This window comes from Larkinella punicea, from assembly GCF_003334855.1.
GTDB lineage: Bacteria > Bacteroidota > Bacteroidia > Cytophagales > Spirosomataceae > Larkinella > Larkinella punicea.
Window position 1 is genome coordinate 98,768 of sequence record NZ_QOWE01000002.1, and the last position, 17,442, is coordinate 116,209.

14 protein-coding genes are annotated in these 17,442 nt (G+C 52.1%); 6 read left to right on the top strand and 8 right to left on the bottom strand.

The annotated features are described in order from the left end of the window. Positions 1-59 precede the first annotated feature (59 nt). The gene (locus DUE52_RS02305; protein WP_114404333.1) at positions 60-659 is read right to left on the bottom strand and encodes a HupE/UreJ family protein; all 600 of its coding nucleotides are present in this window, start codon (positions 657-659) and stop codon (positions 60-62) included. A 165-nt stretch (positions 660-824) separates the two neighbouring features. On the opposite strand from DUE52_RS02305, the gene DUE52_RS02310 reads away from it, so the two are divergent. The 3 genes from DUE52_RS02310 (at position 825) to DUE52_RS02320 (ending at position 3,264) form a co-directional block, all read left to right on the top strand. After that, a complete protein-coding gene (locus tag DUE52_RS02310; RefSeq protein ID WP_114404334.1) occupies positions 825-1,796 on the top strand; it encodes a zinc-dependent alcohol dehydrogenase family protein in 972 nt (323 codons plus the stop codon). Between the two features lie 282 nt (positions 1,797-2,078). Further along, the gene (locus tag DUE52_RS02315) at positions 2,079-2,780 is read left to right on the top strand and encodes a MotA/TolQ/ExbB proton channel family protein (protein ID WP_114404335.1); all 702 of its coding nucleotides are present in this window, start codon (positions 2,079-2,081) and stop codon (positions 2,778-2,780) included. A gap of 91 nt (positions 2,781-2,871) precedes the next feature. After that, a complete protein-coding gene (locus tag DUE52_RS02320) occupies positions 2,872-3,264 on the top strand; it encodes an ExbD/TolR family protein (RefSeq protein ID WP_114404336.1) in 393 nt (130 codons plus the stop codon). On the opposite strand, the gene DUE52_RS02325 is transcribed toward DUE52_RS02320, so the two are convergent. From DUE52_RS02325 to DUE52_RS02335, 3 genes are all read right to left on the bottom strand, one after another. Then, positions 3,236-4,285 carry an FAD:protein FMN transferase gene (locus DUE52_RS02325; protein WP_229312040.1) on the bottom strand — a complete coding sequence of 350 codons (1,050 nt, stop codon included), beginning with the start codon at positions 4,283-4,285 and terminating at the stop codon, positions 3,236-3,238. The two genes, DUE52_RS02320 and DUE52_RS02325, sit on opposite strands and share 29 nt — an antisense overlap. Further along, entirely contained in the window at positions 4,282-5,370 is a 1,089-nt protein-coding gene (gene aroC / locus DUE52_RS02330; protein WP_114404337.1) for a chorismate synthase, read from the bottom strand. The genes DUE52_RS02325 and aroC overlap by 4 nt, the downstream gene beginning before the upstream one ends. A gap of 95 nt (positions 5,371-5,465) precedes the next feature. Continuing rightward, entirely contained in the window at positions 5,466-6,818 is a 1,353-nt protein-coding gene (locus tag DUE52_RS02335) for a BatD family protein (RefSeq protein ID WP_165840843.1), read from the bottom strand. A 196-nt stretch (positions 6,819-7,014) separates the two neighbouring features. Here DUE52_RS02335 and DUE52_RS32725 point away from each other — a divergent pair, with 196 nt between their 5' ends. Further along, positions 7,015-7,218: a hypothetical protein gene (locus DUE52_RS32725; protein ID WP_114404339.1), complete on the top strand. Its 204-nt coding sequence runs from the start codon at positions 7,015-7,017 to the stop codon at positions 7,216-7,218. 54 nt (positions 7,219-7,272) lie between these two features. Here the strand turns inward: DUE52_RS32725 and DUE52_RS02345 are convergent, their stop codons facing one another. From DUE52_RS02345 to DUE52_RS02360, 4 genes are all read right to left on the bottom strand, one after another. Next, positions 7,273-8,607, bottom strand: coding sequence for a dihydroorotase (locus tag DUE52_RS02345; RefSeq protein WP_114404340.1), 1,335 nt, complete (start codon positions 8,605-8,607; stop codon positions 7,273-7,275). Beyond that, on the bottom strand, positions 8,604-9,590 hold the full coding sequence (hemB, locus tag DUE52_RS02350) for a porphobilinogen synthase (RefSeq protein ID WP_114404341.1): 987 nt from the start codon (positions 9,588-9,590) through the stop codon (positions 8,604-8,606). The genes DUE52_RS02345 and hemB overlap by 4 nt, the downstream gene beginning before the upstream one ends. Before the next feature lie 128 nt (positions 9,591-9,718). Then, positions 9,719-10,399, bottom strand: coding sequence for a response regulator transcription factor (locus tag DUE52_RS02355; RefSeq protein ID WP_114404342.1), 681 nt, complete (start codon positions 10,397-10,399; stop codon positions 9,719-9,721). 106 nt (positions 10,400-10,505) lie between these two features. Further along, entirely contained in the window at positions 10,506-12,422 is a 1,917-nt protein-coding gene (locus DUE52_RS02360; protein WP_114404343.1) for a sensor histidine kinase, read from the bottom strand. A 189-nt stretch (positions 12,423-12,611) separates the two neighbouring features. Here DUE52_RS02360 and DUE52_RS02365 point away from each other — a divergent pair, with 189 nt between their 5' ends. Together DUE52_RS02365 and DUE52_RS02380 are read left to right on the top strand one after the other, a co-directional pair. Next, a complete protein-coding gene (locus DUE52_RS02365) occupies positions 12,612-13,484 on the top strand; it encodes a T9SS type A sorting domain-containing protein (protein ID WP_114404344.1) in 873 nt (290 codons plus the stop codon). Between the two features lie 849 nt (positions 13,485-14,333). Then, positions 14,334-17,414: a serine hydrolase domain-containing protein gene (locus DUE52_RS02380; RefSeq protein ID WP_114404347.1), complete on the top strand. Its 3,081-nt coding sequence runs from the start codon at positions 14,334-14,336 to the stop codon at positions 17,412-17,414. Positions 17,415-17,442 lie beyond the last annotated feature (28 nt).

Below are 17,442 nucleotides of genomic sequence, written 5' to 3' on the forward strand. Positions count from 1 at the left end.
ATTTCGCTAAAAAAAGGCCTGGAAACCAGTGCCTGACCGGATTGGCGGTCGCAGTTCGATCAGGCGAAATACGGGTTGTTGATGATCAGGGAGAGCGCCATCCCGGCGACGGTACCGGAGATAATCAGATTCCAGTCGTGCCGGCGGACTTTGAGGATTTCGATGAGGACAAAGGCAATGGTCAACACGCCAAGCACAATAAAAATCTGGCCAAATTCCAGTCCGATATTAAACGCAAACAACGGTTTTACGATGCTCGACTGCTGCCCCAGCAAACTCCTGAGGTAATTGGAAAAACCCATTCCGTGAATCAGTCCAAACAGCAGCGCCAGCACATACCGCCCCCGGGGTTGTTTGGGCTGTTCGTTAAACCGGCTTTTGGGGACTTTAAAGAAGAAATTACTGATGGCCGTAATCAGGATCGTCACCGGGATCAGCAATTCGATCAAATCCGTGCTGTAGCTGATGAGTTGCAGGGTAGCCAGTGCCAGCGTGAGGGAATGGCCAACGGTAAAAGCCGTCACGAGAATCAGGGTCTGTTTCCACTGGTTCAGGCTGTAAATAGCACACAAAGCCACGACAAACAAAATGTGGTCGTAACCACCCGGATCGGTAATGTGCGCAAAGCCCAATTGGAGATAAGCCCAGAATTCACTCATAAGATCGGTTTCTGTTGGTTAGTTGCCGGTGGGAGCCGGTGGGTATTGTGCCGCAAAAATAGAAAGTTTGTTCATTCTGACCTATTATCCAGTCAGTAACTACCGAATGCATTGTACTTTTGTCGAATAAGTGATATTTCGCACACCATTGCTTTTGTCGTATCCATGCAGACGGTCAACTTTGCAACCATCGGAAAACCTGCCGACACGCTTCAGGTCATCGATACCTTCCTGCCCGAACCCGGTCCCGGCGAAGTCCGGATCAAAGTCATCGCCAGCCCAATCAACCCCTCGGATCTGATGTTCGTGCAGAATCTGTACGGGATTCAGCCCGAATTGCCCTCGGGCGCGGGTTTCGAAGGCGTTGGCATTGTCGACGCGCTGGGAGAAGGCGTTACGATGCGCACCGGTATTCGGGTGAGTTTCACAGCCATTGGGGCCTGGTCAACGTATGTGCTGGCCAACCAGCGCAGTTTGATTCCGGTGCCGGACGCTCTCTCGGATGAGGTGGCCGCCCAGTTGTTCGTCAATCCGTTTTCAGCCTACGCCATGCTCGAAGAGTCGGGTCTTCAGCCGGGGCAATGGGTGTTGCTGACAGCCGCCGGATCGTCGTTTAGCAAACTCGTGATTCAGTTGTGCAAACTGAAAGGCATTCAAACCATCGGCACGGTTCGGCACAACGAGCTTGACGACGAGTTGAAAGCCCTGGGCATCACGGCCATCGTCAATACGGAAAAAGAAAAACTGACCAGCCGGGTGAAAGCCCTCACGGAAGGCAAGGGCGTGACCTGTGTTCTGGAAGCGGTGGGTGGCAACACAGCTTCCGACGCGCTGAAATGTCTGGCGAAAGGCGGCACAATGATCCTCTACGGCGTGTTGAGCATGCAAAATCCGTCCTTCAACGTGGGCTTGATGATTTTCCGCGAGCTGACCATCAAAGGCTTCTGGCTCACCGACTGGATGCGCCGGGTCGATAGCCAGACGCGGCAGACCGTGGCCCGCAACGTGATTACGCTGCTCGTTGGTGGCCAGATTCAGGTGCCGGTTGAAGCGACGTATCCGCTTTCGGAAATTAAAAAAGCCGTTGAACACAGCGAACAGGCTGGTCGGCACGGCAAGATTTTGATTAGGGTCTAGTCAGTAACTTTTCTGACTATTCTGCTTATTGTTTCGTTATATTTGAACAACCATCGCAAACCCTGTCAGCGGTCGAAGACCCTGACAGGGTTTTGGTTACGATATAGTAAAATACTTCTCTAAACCGCTGTTAGAAAAGTATTAAACCGCTGTCAGGGTCTCCGACCGCTGACAGAGTTTGAAGACAATAAATCCGGCGGGGAGGACGTTGAAAGCGAAGACGTTTGCCCGGCTCCGGTCCATTGCAACCAGTAAAACCGATTTATCTGATTCATAGCGCACATGATTCTATTACAAGTTCCAACGGCTGGTGCTCCGGCCGTCGATTCCACGGCAGTAGCCCCGGCCCAAAGCATGCAATTATTCGATCTGGTCGCCAAAGGTGGTTGGGTCATGATTCCGATCTCCCTCCTGTTTTTTTTCGCCTTGTACATGATCATCGAGCGCTGGCTGTTCATTCGCAGCAACACGAAGGTCGACGATAATTTTATCGACAACGTGAAAGACATGGTTTTGCAGGGCAACATCAAATCGGCCGAATCATTCTGCAAAAACCAGCGGAATTCCATCGGGCGGATTTTTGAAAAAGCCGTTGGCCGCATCGGTTCGCCGATCCGGGAAATCGAAGGAACGCTGGAAACCGTCGGACAAATCGAATTGTCGCGGCTGGAAAAGAACCTGGGCTATCTGGGGATTATTGCCGGTATTGCGCCAATGCTGGGTTTCATCGGGACCATTTCGGGGATCATCCGGATTTTCTATGACATTTCGCTGTCTGACAACATCAGTGTCGGAATCATCGCCGGTGGTCTGTACGAGAAAATGATCACGTCCGGTGCCGGTCTGATCGTCGGGGTCATTGCCTACACCGGCTATCACCTGCTGAACATGTTCATCGAAAAATTCACGCTGAAGCTGGAAATCAACTCTTTCGAATTCATGGAAGTGTTGCAAAAACCGACTGAAGCCGCCAGAGTACGATAAATTTTAACCAGACAAGAGAGGATAGACAAGAGAGTAAAGACAAATAGTGTACGGTCTTTTATCTCTTGTCTCTTGTCTTTACTCTCCGACAATGAAATTCCGAAGAAAACACAAGTTTGCCGCCGAGGTGGCTACCTCCTCCCTGAACGACATCATGTTTTTCCTGCTGTTGTTCTTTTTGATCATCTCGACGGTAGCCAATCCCAATGTAATCAAGCTGTTGCTTCCCAAGGCAGCCTCTTCGCAGCAATTGAGCAAGAAACAGGTGACGTTGTCGGTCGATGGTCAGAAGCAGTATTTCATCGATAAAACGCCGATTGCTCCCGAAAACCTGGAGATGGAACTAAAATCGGTCTTGAAGGATGTTGCTGAACCAACGATTGTGGTGCGGGTTGATAAAACCCTGGCCGTTCAGGATCTGGTCGATGTGCTGCAAACGGGGGCCAAACTGAACATCAAAATGGTGATGGCGACGTCAAAATAACCGAACTCCATTTTTTTAACTTTCCTTTTCGTTCTTCCGACATCCAGACGGTTACGCCCGGAAACCGCTTTATCAGCCCCTTGCTTTTCCGAATTCCGGCGACACTGAAGACTTTGGTGAGTGCATCGGCGTGAGTGCCGTCGGGTGCTAAAACCGTCGTTTCGGCGTGGTGAAGCAATCCCAGCCCCGTCCGCGGATTCATCAGGTGCGAATACCGTTTGCCGTTGTGTTCGAGATACCGATGCTTGGCCCCCGAAGTGGTGATTGCTCCGTTTTGCAGGAGCAGCGTCGTCGTATCGGCAGCAGTCCCGATCAGAATCCGCCAGCCGCGTTCGCCCGGAGGTGGGTCACTCACCAGAATATCGCCCCCAATATCCAGCAAAGCCGATTTGATGCCCAACTGTTGAAGTACTTTCAGCCCTTCGTCATTGGCATAGCCTTGCCCAATCCCACCGACATCCAACCGCATACCCGGTTTTTTCAACCGCACAAAACCCGGTTTTTTCAATTCGATCAACCGGTAATCAACCCGTTGGTGCGCATTTCGGAGTTCCGGTTTGGTCGGGAAAATTTTGCGACGAACGGCCCGGCGCCAGAGCTGCGATAGCGGCCCAACGGTGGGATCGAACAATCCGTCTGAGACTTTAGCAATGGCAACCGCCCGACTGAGGATGTCGAACAAATCCGGGGAAACCACCACCCACTGACCCGAACCCGCCGTGGCCGACAACCGGTTGATTTCGCTGCCGTCCAGGTAATCACTCATGACGACATTGAGCGAATCCATCCGGGCATCGACCGCCCGGCGGACGTATTGGGCAACGCTGTCGTTAGGCGCGTAAAAAATCTGCCGGAATTCAGTCCCGAACAGTCCCCGGTCGAACGTGTACCGCTGGAGCGGCTGGGCAACGGTTGCCCAACTGATCAGCGCAAAAAGAATTGCCCCCAACCCCCTAAAGGGGGCTAAAAACGACGAAATTTTAGCCCCCTTTAGGAGGTTGGGGGCAAATTTCAACTTCACACCCTCGCGCCTTTATTCCGCAAGTAAAAATCGGCCAGCACCAGCGCGGCCATGGCTTCCACAATCGGAACGGCGCGCGGAACCACACAGGGGTCGTGCCGTCCTTTGCCCGAAACCACCACCGGATCACCGTTGACGTCGACGCTGTCCTGGTCCTGCATGATGGTGGCTACTGGTTTGAAAGCAACCCGAAAATAAATATCCTCGCCGTTGGAAATCCCGCCCTGAATCCCGCCGGAATGGTTCGTCTTGGTCCGAACGCGCCCGGTTTCGTCGCCGGGTTCGATGTAGAATTCATCGTTGTGTTCCGAGCCATGCAATTCGACGCCGGCAAAACCGCTGCCGTATTCAAAGCCTTTTACGGCATTGATACTCAACATGGCCTTGCCCAACTCGGCGTGCAGTTTATCGAAAACCGGCTCACCCCAACCCGCCGGAGCGCCGGTGATGACGCACGACACGATGCCACCGATGGAATCGCCCTGCTTGCGGGTTTCGTCGATGTAATCGAACATTTGCTGCGCCAGTTCCGGGTCGGGGCATCGAACGGCATTTTCCTCGGCTTTCGCCAGTTCGAGTTGCTGATACGGGGTTTCGAGCTTCAGTTTCCCGACCTGCGACACATACGCCTGAATGCTGACACCCTGTTGTTTCAACAGCAATTTGGCCAGGGCCCCGGCAGCCACGCGGGCGGCTGTTTCGCGGGCGGAACTGCGCCCACCGCCCCGGTAGTCGCGTACACCGTACTTTTCCTGGTACGTATAATCGGCATGGGAAGGGCGGAATTGCTGGGAAATGTGCGAATAATCTTTGCTGCGCTGGTCTTCGTTCCAGATCACCAGGCTGATGGGCGTTCCTTCGGTTTTGCCTTCGAAAATGCCGGAAAGCACCTGAAATTCGTCCTTTTCGCGCCGTTGCGTCGTAATGCGCGACTGGCCCGGTTTCCGGCGATCCAGCTCCGACTGAATGAAAGCCGTGTCTACGTCCAACCCGGCCGGGCAACCGTCGATAATGACCCCGATCGCTGCGCCGTGCGATTCGCCAAATGTGGCTATTTTAAAAAGCGTTCCGTATGTACTGCTCATTTTTTTCTAGATGTGAGAGGATAGACAAGAGACGTGAGATTAAAAACCGTTGCTGACCTTTCTTTATTCTCTTGTCTCACCTCTCTTGTCTACGCCTATTTTCTCCAAAATAAATACATCATTCCCACAATCATGCCGACCAGCAGGATATTTACCAGCAATCGAAGCATTTCCTGGAGATTAACCGGCTGTTGCGAGCTGTCTGTTTGCTCGATACCGGTATAGATCGAACCCGGCAAACTCACCCGGACGGTATCGCCTTCGGGCAAGGCCGTTCCGCCAACCCGTAACGTAATGGCCGATTGCAGGGTGTCATACCGCTGTCGTTTCAAGTCAAAATAAATCCACTGGAAAAACGACGCCAGCGGAAAATTGCCGTTCTGGCGGGGGATGAGGGCATAGGAAAAGGTTTTGTAGCCCGAAACAATACCACCACCCCGGTTGATAACGGTCTTTTCGCCGGGTGAAAAAATATCGAACGTTGTAGAGTCGGGTACCACCGGAGCGGGCAGGGAGGCAATGTTTCCTTCGCCCGTAATCCGAAAATTATACTGGACGCTCTGCCCGACGGCGGGGTTTTTCCGCAGGCTTGTTTCAATCAGCCGGTATTGTCCGACAGCCACCTGATCGCGAAGCGGGTGGGGCGGCAGGGGTGTTACGCTCACCGACAAAGGGCGGGTGGCATAAGCAACCATTTCTTTTTTGCGTTCGCCCCCCGGTTTGGCAGATGGGCGGTATTGCAACAGATTCAATCGAACCGATGGAATCTGAATGGATTGCCTGTTGAGTGGGAAATAGGTGGCCTGATAGATGCGGTATTCGGCGTAGCGTTTGCCGTTGAAGAAAACCGTATGCCGCGACAGGTCGGTAATTCCTTCATTTTCTTCCCAGCAATTGGCCGGGCGCACTATTTTCAGAAGTTGTTGTAACTGCTGATCAAGTTCATAAAACGTTAATTCGAATGGATAGGATTCGGCCACAAAAAAAGACAATTTTAGCGAAAATCCCTCGCCGGTATAAACCGAGCTTTTTGAGGTACTTAACGACAGAAAAACGTCATTTTTGGCGATGGTTTCCGGGGGAGCGGCAACGGCCCTGACGGTATCGGCGGGAGTGGGTTGCGGTTTAACGGTAATAATGACCTCTTCGGATTGGATCGTCGTTTCGCCCACGATTAGTTCAAACGGAGGCAAGCGGAACTGGCCGGGACGTATAGCGGCATATGATTGGGTAATCACTTGTGAAACAACGGTTTTCCCGTTCATTTCGGCGGGTGAAACACTGGTAACCGTTCCTTTTTTAATGAAGCCTTTTATGGGAGGAAAGTTAACGACAGGCCGGGAATCGCTGTTTTTGATGACAACTGAAATGGTAAAGGGCCGTTCGATCGAAATGTCCGTTTCCCCTAAATCAATGGAAATCGACGGCTCCTGGGCTAACGCTTTCATGCTCAGCAGGCCGTAAAAAAATAATGCAACTAAAAATTGGAATTTTAAAAATTTCATCTCTAAATTTGAGCAACAAAAATACGTAGAATGCGTTACAATTTTAGAGATGCCGACGGATCATTTCCGATTCAGTTGAACATCTTTTGAATGTGGAGTAGCTCCTCAAAACTCTAACCAAAAAACCGTAGTATGTGGTATGGCAACAATGCTGGAGTACATTAAAACTATCCTTCAAAAAGTTAGCTTTGACAAGAAATTGTTTGAGAAGGAATTAAAAAAAGCGATCGGTCTCCTCATCCCCGAGGAGGTAAAACAGTTAAAATCGTGGTGTTATGAGAAGTTTAGTAATCTATACCTGTCTATTCTCAACCGATGTTTTTACCGACGAAGGTTAGCGTAAACAGGCGAAATACATAGTAATTAAAAAGGCCGGCTGAGAAGCCGGCCTTTCTTATTATCGAACAAATCGCAACCGTTTTCCTGTTACCGTATCGTTAAACAATCCATGGGCATAGGCCAGATGCCCCGAGACAATCGTATGGGTGACGGCCGTCCCGAACGTCGTTCCTTCCAGGGGCGACCAACCGCACTGGTACTGAATGTTTTCTTTAGACACTGCGGTTTTCTGTTTCGGGTCCACCAGCACCAGATCGGCCCAGTATCCTTCCCGAACATAGCCGCGCCGGTCGATCTGAAAACAATCGGCGGGCGCGTGGCACATTTTCTCCACCACTTTTTCAATCGACAGTTTCCCCTGCTGAACGGCTTCCAGCATGATCAGCAAGGGGTGCTGCACCAGCGGCAAACCGGAGGGTGCCTGCCAGTACGGTTGCTGTTTTTCGTCCCAGGTGTGGGGCGCGTGGTCGGTGGCAATGATGTCCAGCCGGTTATCGAGCAACGCCTGCCAGAGCTGCGGTTTGTGATGAGGTGCTTTGATGGCCGGGTTGCACTTGATCAGGTTGCCCAGCCGCGCGTAATCGTCGGCATCGAACCACAGGTGGTGGACGCACACTTCGGCCGTAATCCGCTTTTCTTTCAACGGAACCGAGTTGTCAAATAAGGTCAATTCATCGGCAGTCGAAATGTGCAGAATGTGCAACCGGGTGTTGTGTTTTTTGGCCAGTTGCACCGCCAGCGACGACGATTTCAGGCAGGCTTCCTCGTTCCGCACCAGCGGATGAATTTCAGCCGTGGCGGCATCGCCATACTGCTCTTTGTACCGGGCGGTGTTGGCCCTGATGGTGGCTTCATCTTCGCAGTGCGTCGCAATCAGCATCGGACTCTGCCGGAATACCTCTTCCAGCACCGTCACGTTGTCGACCAGCATGTTGCCCGTCGAGGAACCCATGAAAATCTTGATCCCGCAGACGGTTGTCGGGTCGGTTTTCAGAACTTCCGCCAGGTTGTCGTTCGAGCCGCCCATAAAAAACGAATAATTGGCGAGCGACGTCCGCGCGGCAATCTCGTATTTCTGGGCCAGCAACTCCTGCGTCAGCACATTCGGGACCGTGTTGGGCATTTCCATAAAACTGGTAACGCCCCCGGCCACAGCCGCCCGCGCTTCGGAATGGATGGTGGCTTTGTGGGTCAAACCGGGTTCGCGAAAATGCACCTGATCGTCGATGACACCGGGCAACAGGTAATTGCCATCCGCATCGATGACGGTATCCGCCGGCTGGCTCAGACCTGAACCAAGTTGCTCGATAAAACCGTCTTTGCAATAGACATCGGTTTCGCGAATCGCGCCTTCGTTCACCAGCCGCGCATTTCGTATTAAAATCGTGCTCATGCCTTTTTCCGGAGTTGGGCGACTTCCTTCGCGAAATACGTGAGAATAATTTTGGCTCCCGCCCGTTTCATGGCCGTCAGAATTTCGAGCATGGCGCGTTCACCGTCGAGCCAGCCATTGGCGGCCGCGGCTTTCACCATCGCGTATTCCCCGCTGACGTTGTAGGCTGCAATCGGCAGGTCGAAGTTATCGCTTAATAATTTGATGATATCCAGATACACCATCGCCGGTTTTACCATCAGAAAATCAGCCCCTTCGGCGTAGTCCAGTTCGGCTTCGATGAGGGCTTCGCGGCTGTTGGCGGGGTTCATCTGGTAGGTTTTCTTGTCGCCAAAACGCGGGGCGGAGTCGAGCGCATCGCGAAACGGACCGTAGAAAGCACCGGCATACTTGGCGGTATAGGCCATGATGGATACGTTGGTAAATCCCTCTTTGTCAAGCGCTTCGCGGATGTAACCGATGCGTCCGTCCATCATGTCCGACGGCCCGATGATGTCGGCACCGGCGCGGGCCTGCGCCACCGCCATTTTGGCCAGCACCACCAGCGTTTCGTCGTTCACCACTTCAAAACCGTTCGCGCTTTCTTCCACAATCCCGTCGTGGCCGTCAGAACTGTACGGATCCATCGCCACATCGGTCATCAGGGCAATCTCGGGAAACCGGGTCTTGATGGCTTTTACGGCTTGCAGATACAAGCCTGCCGGATTGTGGCTTTCCGTCGCGTATTTATCTTTTTTGCTTTCGGGCAAATTGGGAAACAGGGCAAACGTCCGCAAACCCAGATCGACGCATTCCTGCATTTCTTCGAGCAGCAGGTCGAGCGAAAACCGGGCGACACCCGGCATCGACGTAATTTCGGAGCGGACGCCCTGGCCTTCCATCACGAACATGGGATAAATCAGGTCGGACAGCGAAAGGAAGTTTTCCTGCACCAGTTCCCGGATAACGGGCGATTTTCTATTTCTGCGGGGTCTTCGTAGCATAATTGTATCAGAAAAAAGAAGAAAGAGAATAGACAAGCGACCAACAGTTAAAAGGCAGCGAGTTGCTCTTTCATCTAATCTCTCTTGTCTGAAGTCTATTATTGCCACAAAGATAGCACACCGAAACGTTACGCCATGAGTTTAAATCCTTCACCGTGCAGGTTCACAATCTGTACCGACTCGTCCTCCTTCAGGTATTTGCGGAGCTTTGTGATGTAAACGTCCATGCTGCGGGCGTTGAAATACGAATCGTCACCCCAGATGAGTTTGAGGGCGAAACTCCGGCTGAGTGGCTGGTTTTTGTTCTGGGCGAACAATTTGAGCAGGGCGGATTCTTTGCTGGTCAGTTTGACGTCGGTTCCATTGCGAGTGAGAAGCTGATGGGCAAAATCGAACGAAAAAGAGCCAATCTGGTAGGTGGCCGGTTGCTGCATCTCGTCGGTTTTGTGATACCGCCGGAGAATGGCCTGAATCCGCAGCAGCAACTCCTCCATGCTGAACGGTTTGGTCATGTAGTCGTCGGCCCCGATCCGGAATCCCTGGATGGTGTCTTCCTTCATCGACTTGGCCGTCAGGAAAATAATCGGCACATCCCGGCCCGACATCCGAACTTCTTTCGCCAGTGAAAAACCGTCTTTTTTCGGAAGCATGACGTCGAACAGACACAGATCGTAGGCGTTGTCTACAAACCGCTGCCAACCCTGATTGCCATCGGTAGCCAAGTCGGTATCGTATCCTTTCGAGCTCAGGTATTCCTGCAGCAACATTCCCAGATTCGGGTCATCTTCAACCAGTAAGAGCTTAGGCATCTTGTATTTTCTCCGCTCACCTCTAATTTTCTCCGCTTAACTCCGCGAAACAACTTTAAAAACTATTTCGCGGAGTTGAGCGGAGTAAAAAGAGTTAAGCGGAGCGTTAAGTGTGTTGGTATGGCAAAACTAACTCAAAAGAACTTCCTTTTCCCAACTGGCTGTCGACCCGAATGGAACCGTGGTGTTCTTCAACCATTTTCTTGACGTAACTCAGCCCCAGCCCGAAACCTTTGACATCGTGCAGGTTCCCCGTCGGAACGCGGTAAAACTTCTCGAAAATCCGGCTCACCTGGTCTTTCGTCATGCCAATGCCGTGATCGGCGACGGTGATGCTCACGCCATTTTCCACGTTCCGCGTCCGAATGGTAATATCCGGTTTTTCGGGCGAATATTTAATGGCATTGTCGAGCAGGTTATACAGAATATTGCTCAGGTGGAGTTCATCGGCTTCCACAATCTCCTCAGCGGCTTCAAAATCCAGGTGAACTTCCCCTTCTTTTTGCTCGATCTGTAACCCAATCGTGTTCAGAACATTGCCGATGGTATCGTGAATATTGACCGACGAGAGTTTCAATTTTACCGCTCCTTTTCCGGCCGTAGCCCGGTCGAGGAGCGCCATTTGCAGCACTTTCTCAACGTGCGTCCCCAACCGCCGGGTTTCGTCGCGGATGATGCCCATGTAGCGGGTCAGGCGCGTGGCCGGTTCTTCCGACGTCTCGATCCCGTGGCTAAGTTGTTCCTGCGCCATTTCTACCGCCAGCGAGATGGTCGAAATCGGCGTTTTGAACTCGTGGGTCATGTTATTGATAAAGTCATTCTTAATGTCAGCGAGTTTTTTCTGACGCATGATGGTGTTGATGGCGATGTAAAAACAAGCCATAATAACCAGCACCAATAACGCCGAACCCGCCAGAATCGCACTCATTTTTCGCAGAATAAACTGCTGCTGATCCGGGAAATAGACGTAAACGTAATTACCCTTTTCCAGAAAGTTGTTCGGAAACAACACGGCTTTGTAAATCTTCTTTTTTCCCTGCATCTGGTTGTCCGAATGCGACGCAAACAGCAGTTGCGGCTTGGCCAGTCCCATGCCCACATTCGTCCGCACGCCATATTCAAAGGGAATGGTGATGCCTCGCTCGGCAATGGACTCCTTTAACAGCGAATCCAGCAAGGTCCGGTTGATGCGGCTCTCGATGGGGCGATTGGCAAACAGCAAATCCCGCACCACGCCTTTGACCATCTCCGATTGCTGTTCCACTTTCTGCAAGCCCACTGTAGAACCGGAAGCCGCCACGGTCGGAGCCGGTGGCACCGGCACTTTCCGTTTGGGGCGCAGTTTGCGGACAATCTGCTCTTTTTTCAGCGGTTTTTGCACCACCAGCACACTGTCGGGCTGGGCGTACATCAGCCGCAACTGGCGTTCAAATACCTGATCGACCAGCGTATTGAAATGCCGTTGCTGTTGCAGTTGCAGGTCCCAGAGTTCGTCGGGCCCCAGAGCATCCTGCTGCCGAACCAGGTCTTCAAAATGCCGCTGCTGAACTTCCGATAACTTCTGAACATCCGATTGAAAGGCGTCCGATGGCGAAACCTGTGTTTGCTGCCAGACTTTTACCGGAACCGTGCCATTCGTGCTTTCCGGTTCAGACACCACCGGTTTGGTTTCGGTCGGCTGGGTGGCTGCATACGATTCCGTGCGGTTTCTTTTCGAAAACCGGCTGGCGGCTTTGGCCAGTTGGTCGCGGTTGTTCAAGGATTGTGCCGCAACTGTAGGCCGGGAGATGGCAATGAGCTGACGTTGCTGCTGCTGCTGGTTCATGCGCTGACGGGCCAGATACAGAATTTCCTTCCGTTCCAATGTCCGCACCACTTCCTGCAATCCGTCGGTCACCTTATAATCAAACTGTTCTTTCTGCAACGACAGCGCATTGTCGATCCAGTAGAGTTGCAGCGAAATCAGGCCCAGCAAACCTACCGTCATCAAAACGGCAATCCAGCGTATGCGTTGTTTTGTCATTTTTTATTCCTCCTGTGCAACATTTTCGGTTCCACTCGCATCTATTGATTGGTTAACCCACCTAAAATTACGAAACCCACGGGCCACCGGCGAAACCGGCCCTGTTGTTTTAACAAACTTTAACAGCGAAACAATTCGATTTGACCTAGGTTTGCCGTGTTTTCTGACTGTAAAAACGAATAACGTACCATGTATATTCCATCTGTTATCCGCTACCGCTCCATCCTGGCTGCTTTGCTGATCTGCGGCTGTTCGGCCTCAGTGCTGGCCCAATCCGACACGAAAACGGATGCTGATAAAAACAGCGTCAACGTAAAAATTATTGAGCGCACCAACGCCGGAGAAGTCCGCGAACTGGAACGCACTTACCGTTTGGACGGCATGAAAGATGATGAGCGGGATGCGCTGGTCAACCGGCTGGTCGATTCGATCCGAACCAAACGGGGCAACAACAAAGGACAGATCACAATTGTGATTGATGAGAACGCCAACAGCAATTCCAGCAGCGATTCACAGCATCGTCAAAACCGTAATTCCGACCGGATTACGAACCGCGCACAACGCGAACGAGACCTCACCGCCCGTCGGCCCAATCGCGTTACCAGCCCGAATTCGTCCCACGGACCGAGTGAATTCCGGTATTATAAAGATGGAAAACTGCAAAACCGCTACCGCTTCGATTCCGACTCGCTGGTCGACCGGCTGAAACGGTTTGAATTCCGGTGGCCGGAAAATTTTGCGGAACGCATGGAAGACTCGTTCCGCAGTTGGAGCTGGTCGCTCGACGACGATGTAAAAGCTCCCACCATCCGCAATTTGCAGGTGTTTCCCAACAATCCGGAAACCAACCAGTTGAACGTTCGTTTTACGGCCCCGTCGAAGGGTGACATCCGCATCCGGGTGACAACCGCCGATGGCAAAGAAGTGGCGAAGAAAGACGTGAAAGACTTTTCGGGAAGCTACTCCGGCCAGATCGATGTGGACAAAAAAGCCAAGGGCGTTTTCTTTGTCAACGTCACTCAAAACGATGACGGGGCGGTGAAGCGGATTGTCATCCCCTGATTTCGTCGGACGGATCAGGGGATTTGTCGGACGCTGACGAAATTTCGTCCTTTCTTTCAGGTGGTTGATCGGTTGTTTTGAGCAGTTCACCTATTTTTACTGGAAAGATGGGAAAAAGACTGGCTACCTTTGCGTTACCTTTTAGGAGAAACCACGTCTCAAAGTAAATTGGTTGCACCAGGTTTGGCAAGTCAATACCGTTCATCAAGAAATAGTACCGTTTACGAATTATTTTAGAAAAACAAGGTACTATGTATTGCAAGGTACAATAGAAAACCCATATCTTTGTAAAGAACTTAACAAGGGGCAAGCCCGTGAAGAGTATGAAAACTTTGGTAATTTTTTTCCTGTTGATTGGTGCCAGCCTGAATGTTTCAGCTATGGGTCATCCGCACAACCTGTTCTCTGCTCACCGCAAAGCGAAGCAGTACAAACCGGTTGTCTGCAAAACGACAACGGTTACCGATAAGCGTACCTTCACGAATTGCGTCAAGGTGGCAGCTCCTTCGGTTCTACAAACGTGGGTTGCAATACGGAATAAATTTCTTTAGGCCAGCCGGGATAACCTTCCTCAAGGGTGAGCGGTGCCACGACTTCGGGTCGTGGCACCGCTTTTTTTGTGGCACAGGAATTGCCCGATGAATAGCGGTTATTAAAGGACAAAATCGCTCCTGCCGCCCGTGAATCGCCACATTTCCGGCAAAAATATTTTCCTAAAAACCGTCGTTTTATGAATAAATAGGCGGGGGTTTACGCGTTTTTATTAGGCATCTTTTCGTTAATTACTTAACTTTATCGTTTGAATGGAATAAACTGTACAACCTGACGTAACTGTATTTCTTAACCAAAATGCGTACTAAAGTTGTCTCTCGGGTAGTGTTGGCTTTGTTGTTGGCCGGTTTTTTGACAGCTTTTGGATGGGACCGTTCCGGATCGACCCGGCCTGTGTGGCACGGATCAGGTTGGCGGTATGCCCTCTCATCCACGAATCTGCTGGCGTCTTTTTCAAAGAAAGCCCCAACACGCGTAGCGAAAGCTGAGGTCTGGCACCACAAAGTCCATGCGCATCCGGTAGAGGTATGGGGCTCCGCTCCACAGCAGACGCGCTGGGTCGACAGTGTGTTCCGAAGCATGACCCAGGAACAAAAAATCGGGCAATTCTTCATGGTGGCGACGTTCTCGAACCGGGACGAAGCGCATTATCAATACATCGAAACGCTGGTCCGTCACTATAACATTGGCGGGCTTATCTTCTTTCAGGGCGGTCCCCACCGTCAGGCGGTTTTGACCAACCGATATCAGTCTGCCGCCAACATCCCGCTTCTCATCGGTATCGACGGCGAATGGGGTCTCGGCATGAGGCTCGACAGCACGATGGATTTCCCCAAACAAATGACGCTGGGGGCCATTTATGATACGTCGGTGATCTACCGCATGGGCGCCGAAATTGGCCGCCAGTGCAAGCGACTGGGCATTCACATCAACTTTGCTCCCGTTTCCGACATCAACAGCAACCCATCGAATCCGGTCATTGGAAACCGCTCGTTCGGCGAATCGCGGGAAAACGTAGCCCTGAAAGCGTCGGCGTATATGAAAGGGTTGCAACATACCCGCGTGATTGCCACCGCCAAGCATTTCCCCGGCCACGGCGACGCCAGCAGCGACTCCCACCTGACGCTTCCGACCATTAACCGCTCCGTTACGCAATTAAATGACATTGATCTGTATCCGTTCCGCAAATTGATTGCGGATAGTCTGATGGGCGTTGTGACGGGTCACCTGCACGTTCCGGTGGTCGATAACACCCCCCGGCTGGCGGCTACCTTATCCGAAAAAATTGTTACCGACCTCTTAAAGAAAGAGTTAGGCTTCCGGGGTCTGGTCTTTACGGACGCGCTTAACATGGGCGGTATTGGTAAATTGCCCGCTGAAGAAATCAACCTGCGGGCGTTGATGGCCGGAAATGACGTGTTACTTTATCCGGAAAATGTCCCCGACGCCGTTCACAAGATTGCCGAAGCGGTTGAAAAAGGACGGATTTCGCAGGAATTAATTGACGAAAAAGTCAGGAAAATTCTGCGTGCCAAATACTGGACGGGCTTGAACAAATACCAGCCCATCCAACTCGAAAACCTCAGCCGCGACCTGAATTCGTCGGAAGCGCAGTTGCTTAAACAGGAACTGTGCGAACAAGCCGTTACGCTGGTTAAAAATACGAACAACGTCCTGCCGGTTCATTCGCTCGATACGCTGCGGATGGCGTCAATCTCGATCGGTACCGACTATGGCAACGCGTTCCAGAAAATGTTGGGACGGTATGCGCCTTTCAAGCAGATTACCTACGGCGAAAAACCGTCGGGCGATCACAATGTCGAGGAAATGCTGACGCAGGTGGGCGATGCCAATCTGGTGGTAGTCAGTTTTCACCGGATGAGTCCATCGGCCAAGTGGAACTACGGCGTCACCAACGCATCCCTGAATCTGATTAGCCGGTTGAAGCAGAAAGGCGTTCGGGTGGTGGTTTGCGCCTTTGGGCCGGCCTACGCCCTCCGTCCGTTCATCGGTACGGAAGCCGATGCGGTTTTGTGTGCGTACGAAGACGGCGAAGAAATGCAGCGTGTGGTTCCCCAGATTATTTTTGGGGCGGTTCCGGCCAAAGGCGTGATGCCGGTCACCATTGGCGAATGGCGCATCGGCAACGGTTTGCTAACCGCACCCAGCCAACGACTGGCCTACAGCCTGCCCGAAAGCGTTGGAATGCGCTCCGGGCAATTGCGGCATATTGAAACCGTCGTTCAGAAAGCCATCCGCGACCGGGCCTTCCCCGGCTGTCAGGTGCTAGTGGCGCGCAAAGGCAAGGTGGTTTTTGATAAGAGCTTCGGGACGCTGGCCTACAACAATGCCGAGCGCGTAACCGACGAAACCTTGTACGATCTGGCTTCGCTCACGAAGGTGCTGGCGACCCTCCAGGCGGTGATGCTGCTGAATGAACGCGGAGCCATCGACCTGAACCAGAAAGTGGCGTATTACCTGCCCGAATTTCAGAATAACAGCAAACGCAACATGACCGTCAGCGACGTGTTGCTGCACCAGACCGGTTTGCCAGCGGGTTTGTCGCGGGCCATCGAACGGTCGAAGGCGCCGGGCATGTCGAGTTTCCGTTCCACCCGCGACACGCTCTATTCGCTGCAGGTGGGCCCGAACCTGTTTGCGCCCCCGGCTCTGCGCGATTCGATCTGGCAGTGGATTGTTCGAACCCCCCTGACCAACCGCGTTGATGAAGCCGGTCGGTACAATTACCTTTACAGCGATCTAAGTTTTGTGATCCTGCAAAAACTCGTCGAGCGGGTGGCCCAACAACCGCTGGATGGTTTTCTGGATTTAAACTTATACAAACCTCTGGGCATTTCAACGCTCTGTTTCAATCCGCTCCAGTGTCATCCGAACTGTCGGATTGCGCCCACCGAGCAGGATACGTATTTCCGCAACTCCCTGCTGCAAGGCACGGTTCACGACCAGTTGGCGGCTTTGCAGGGTGGCTTATCGGGCCATGCCGGTCTCTTTGGTGATGCCAACGATATTGCCAAAATCCTGCAAATGAACCTACAACGGGGAAATTATGGCGGGAAACGGTTTTTGATGCCCGGCACCGTGCCGCTTTTTGTCAAAACGCAAAGCGACCGCAGCCACCGCGTGCTGGGGTGGGATAAACCCGAAGTCGACGGCAACAGTGTGTATCATGCCACGCAGGTGTCACCCCGCTCGTTTGGCCATACGGGCTTTACCGGAAATGTGGTCTGGGTAGATCCCGACTACGACCTTGTCTTCATTTTTCTATCCAATCGCGTCAACCCCAGCGCAGGCAATACCCTAATCAATACCCAAAAAATTCGCCGACAAATTCACGAGATTATTTATCAGTCGATGTAATTTGTATTTTTGGGCAAATATTCTGAAT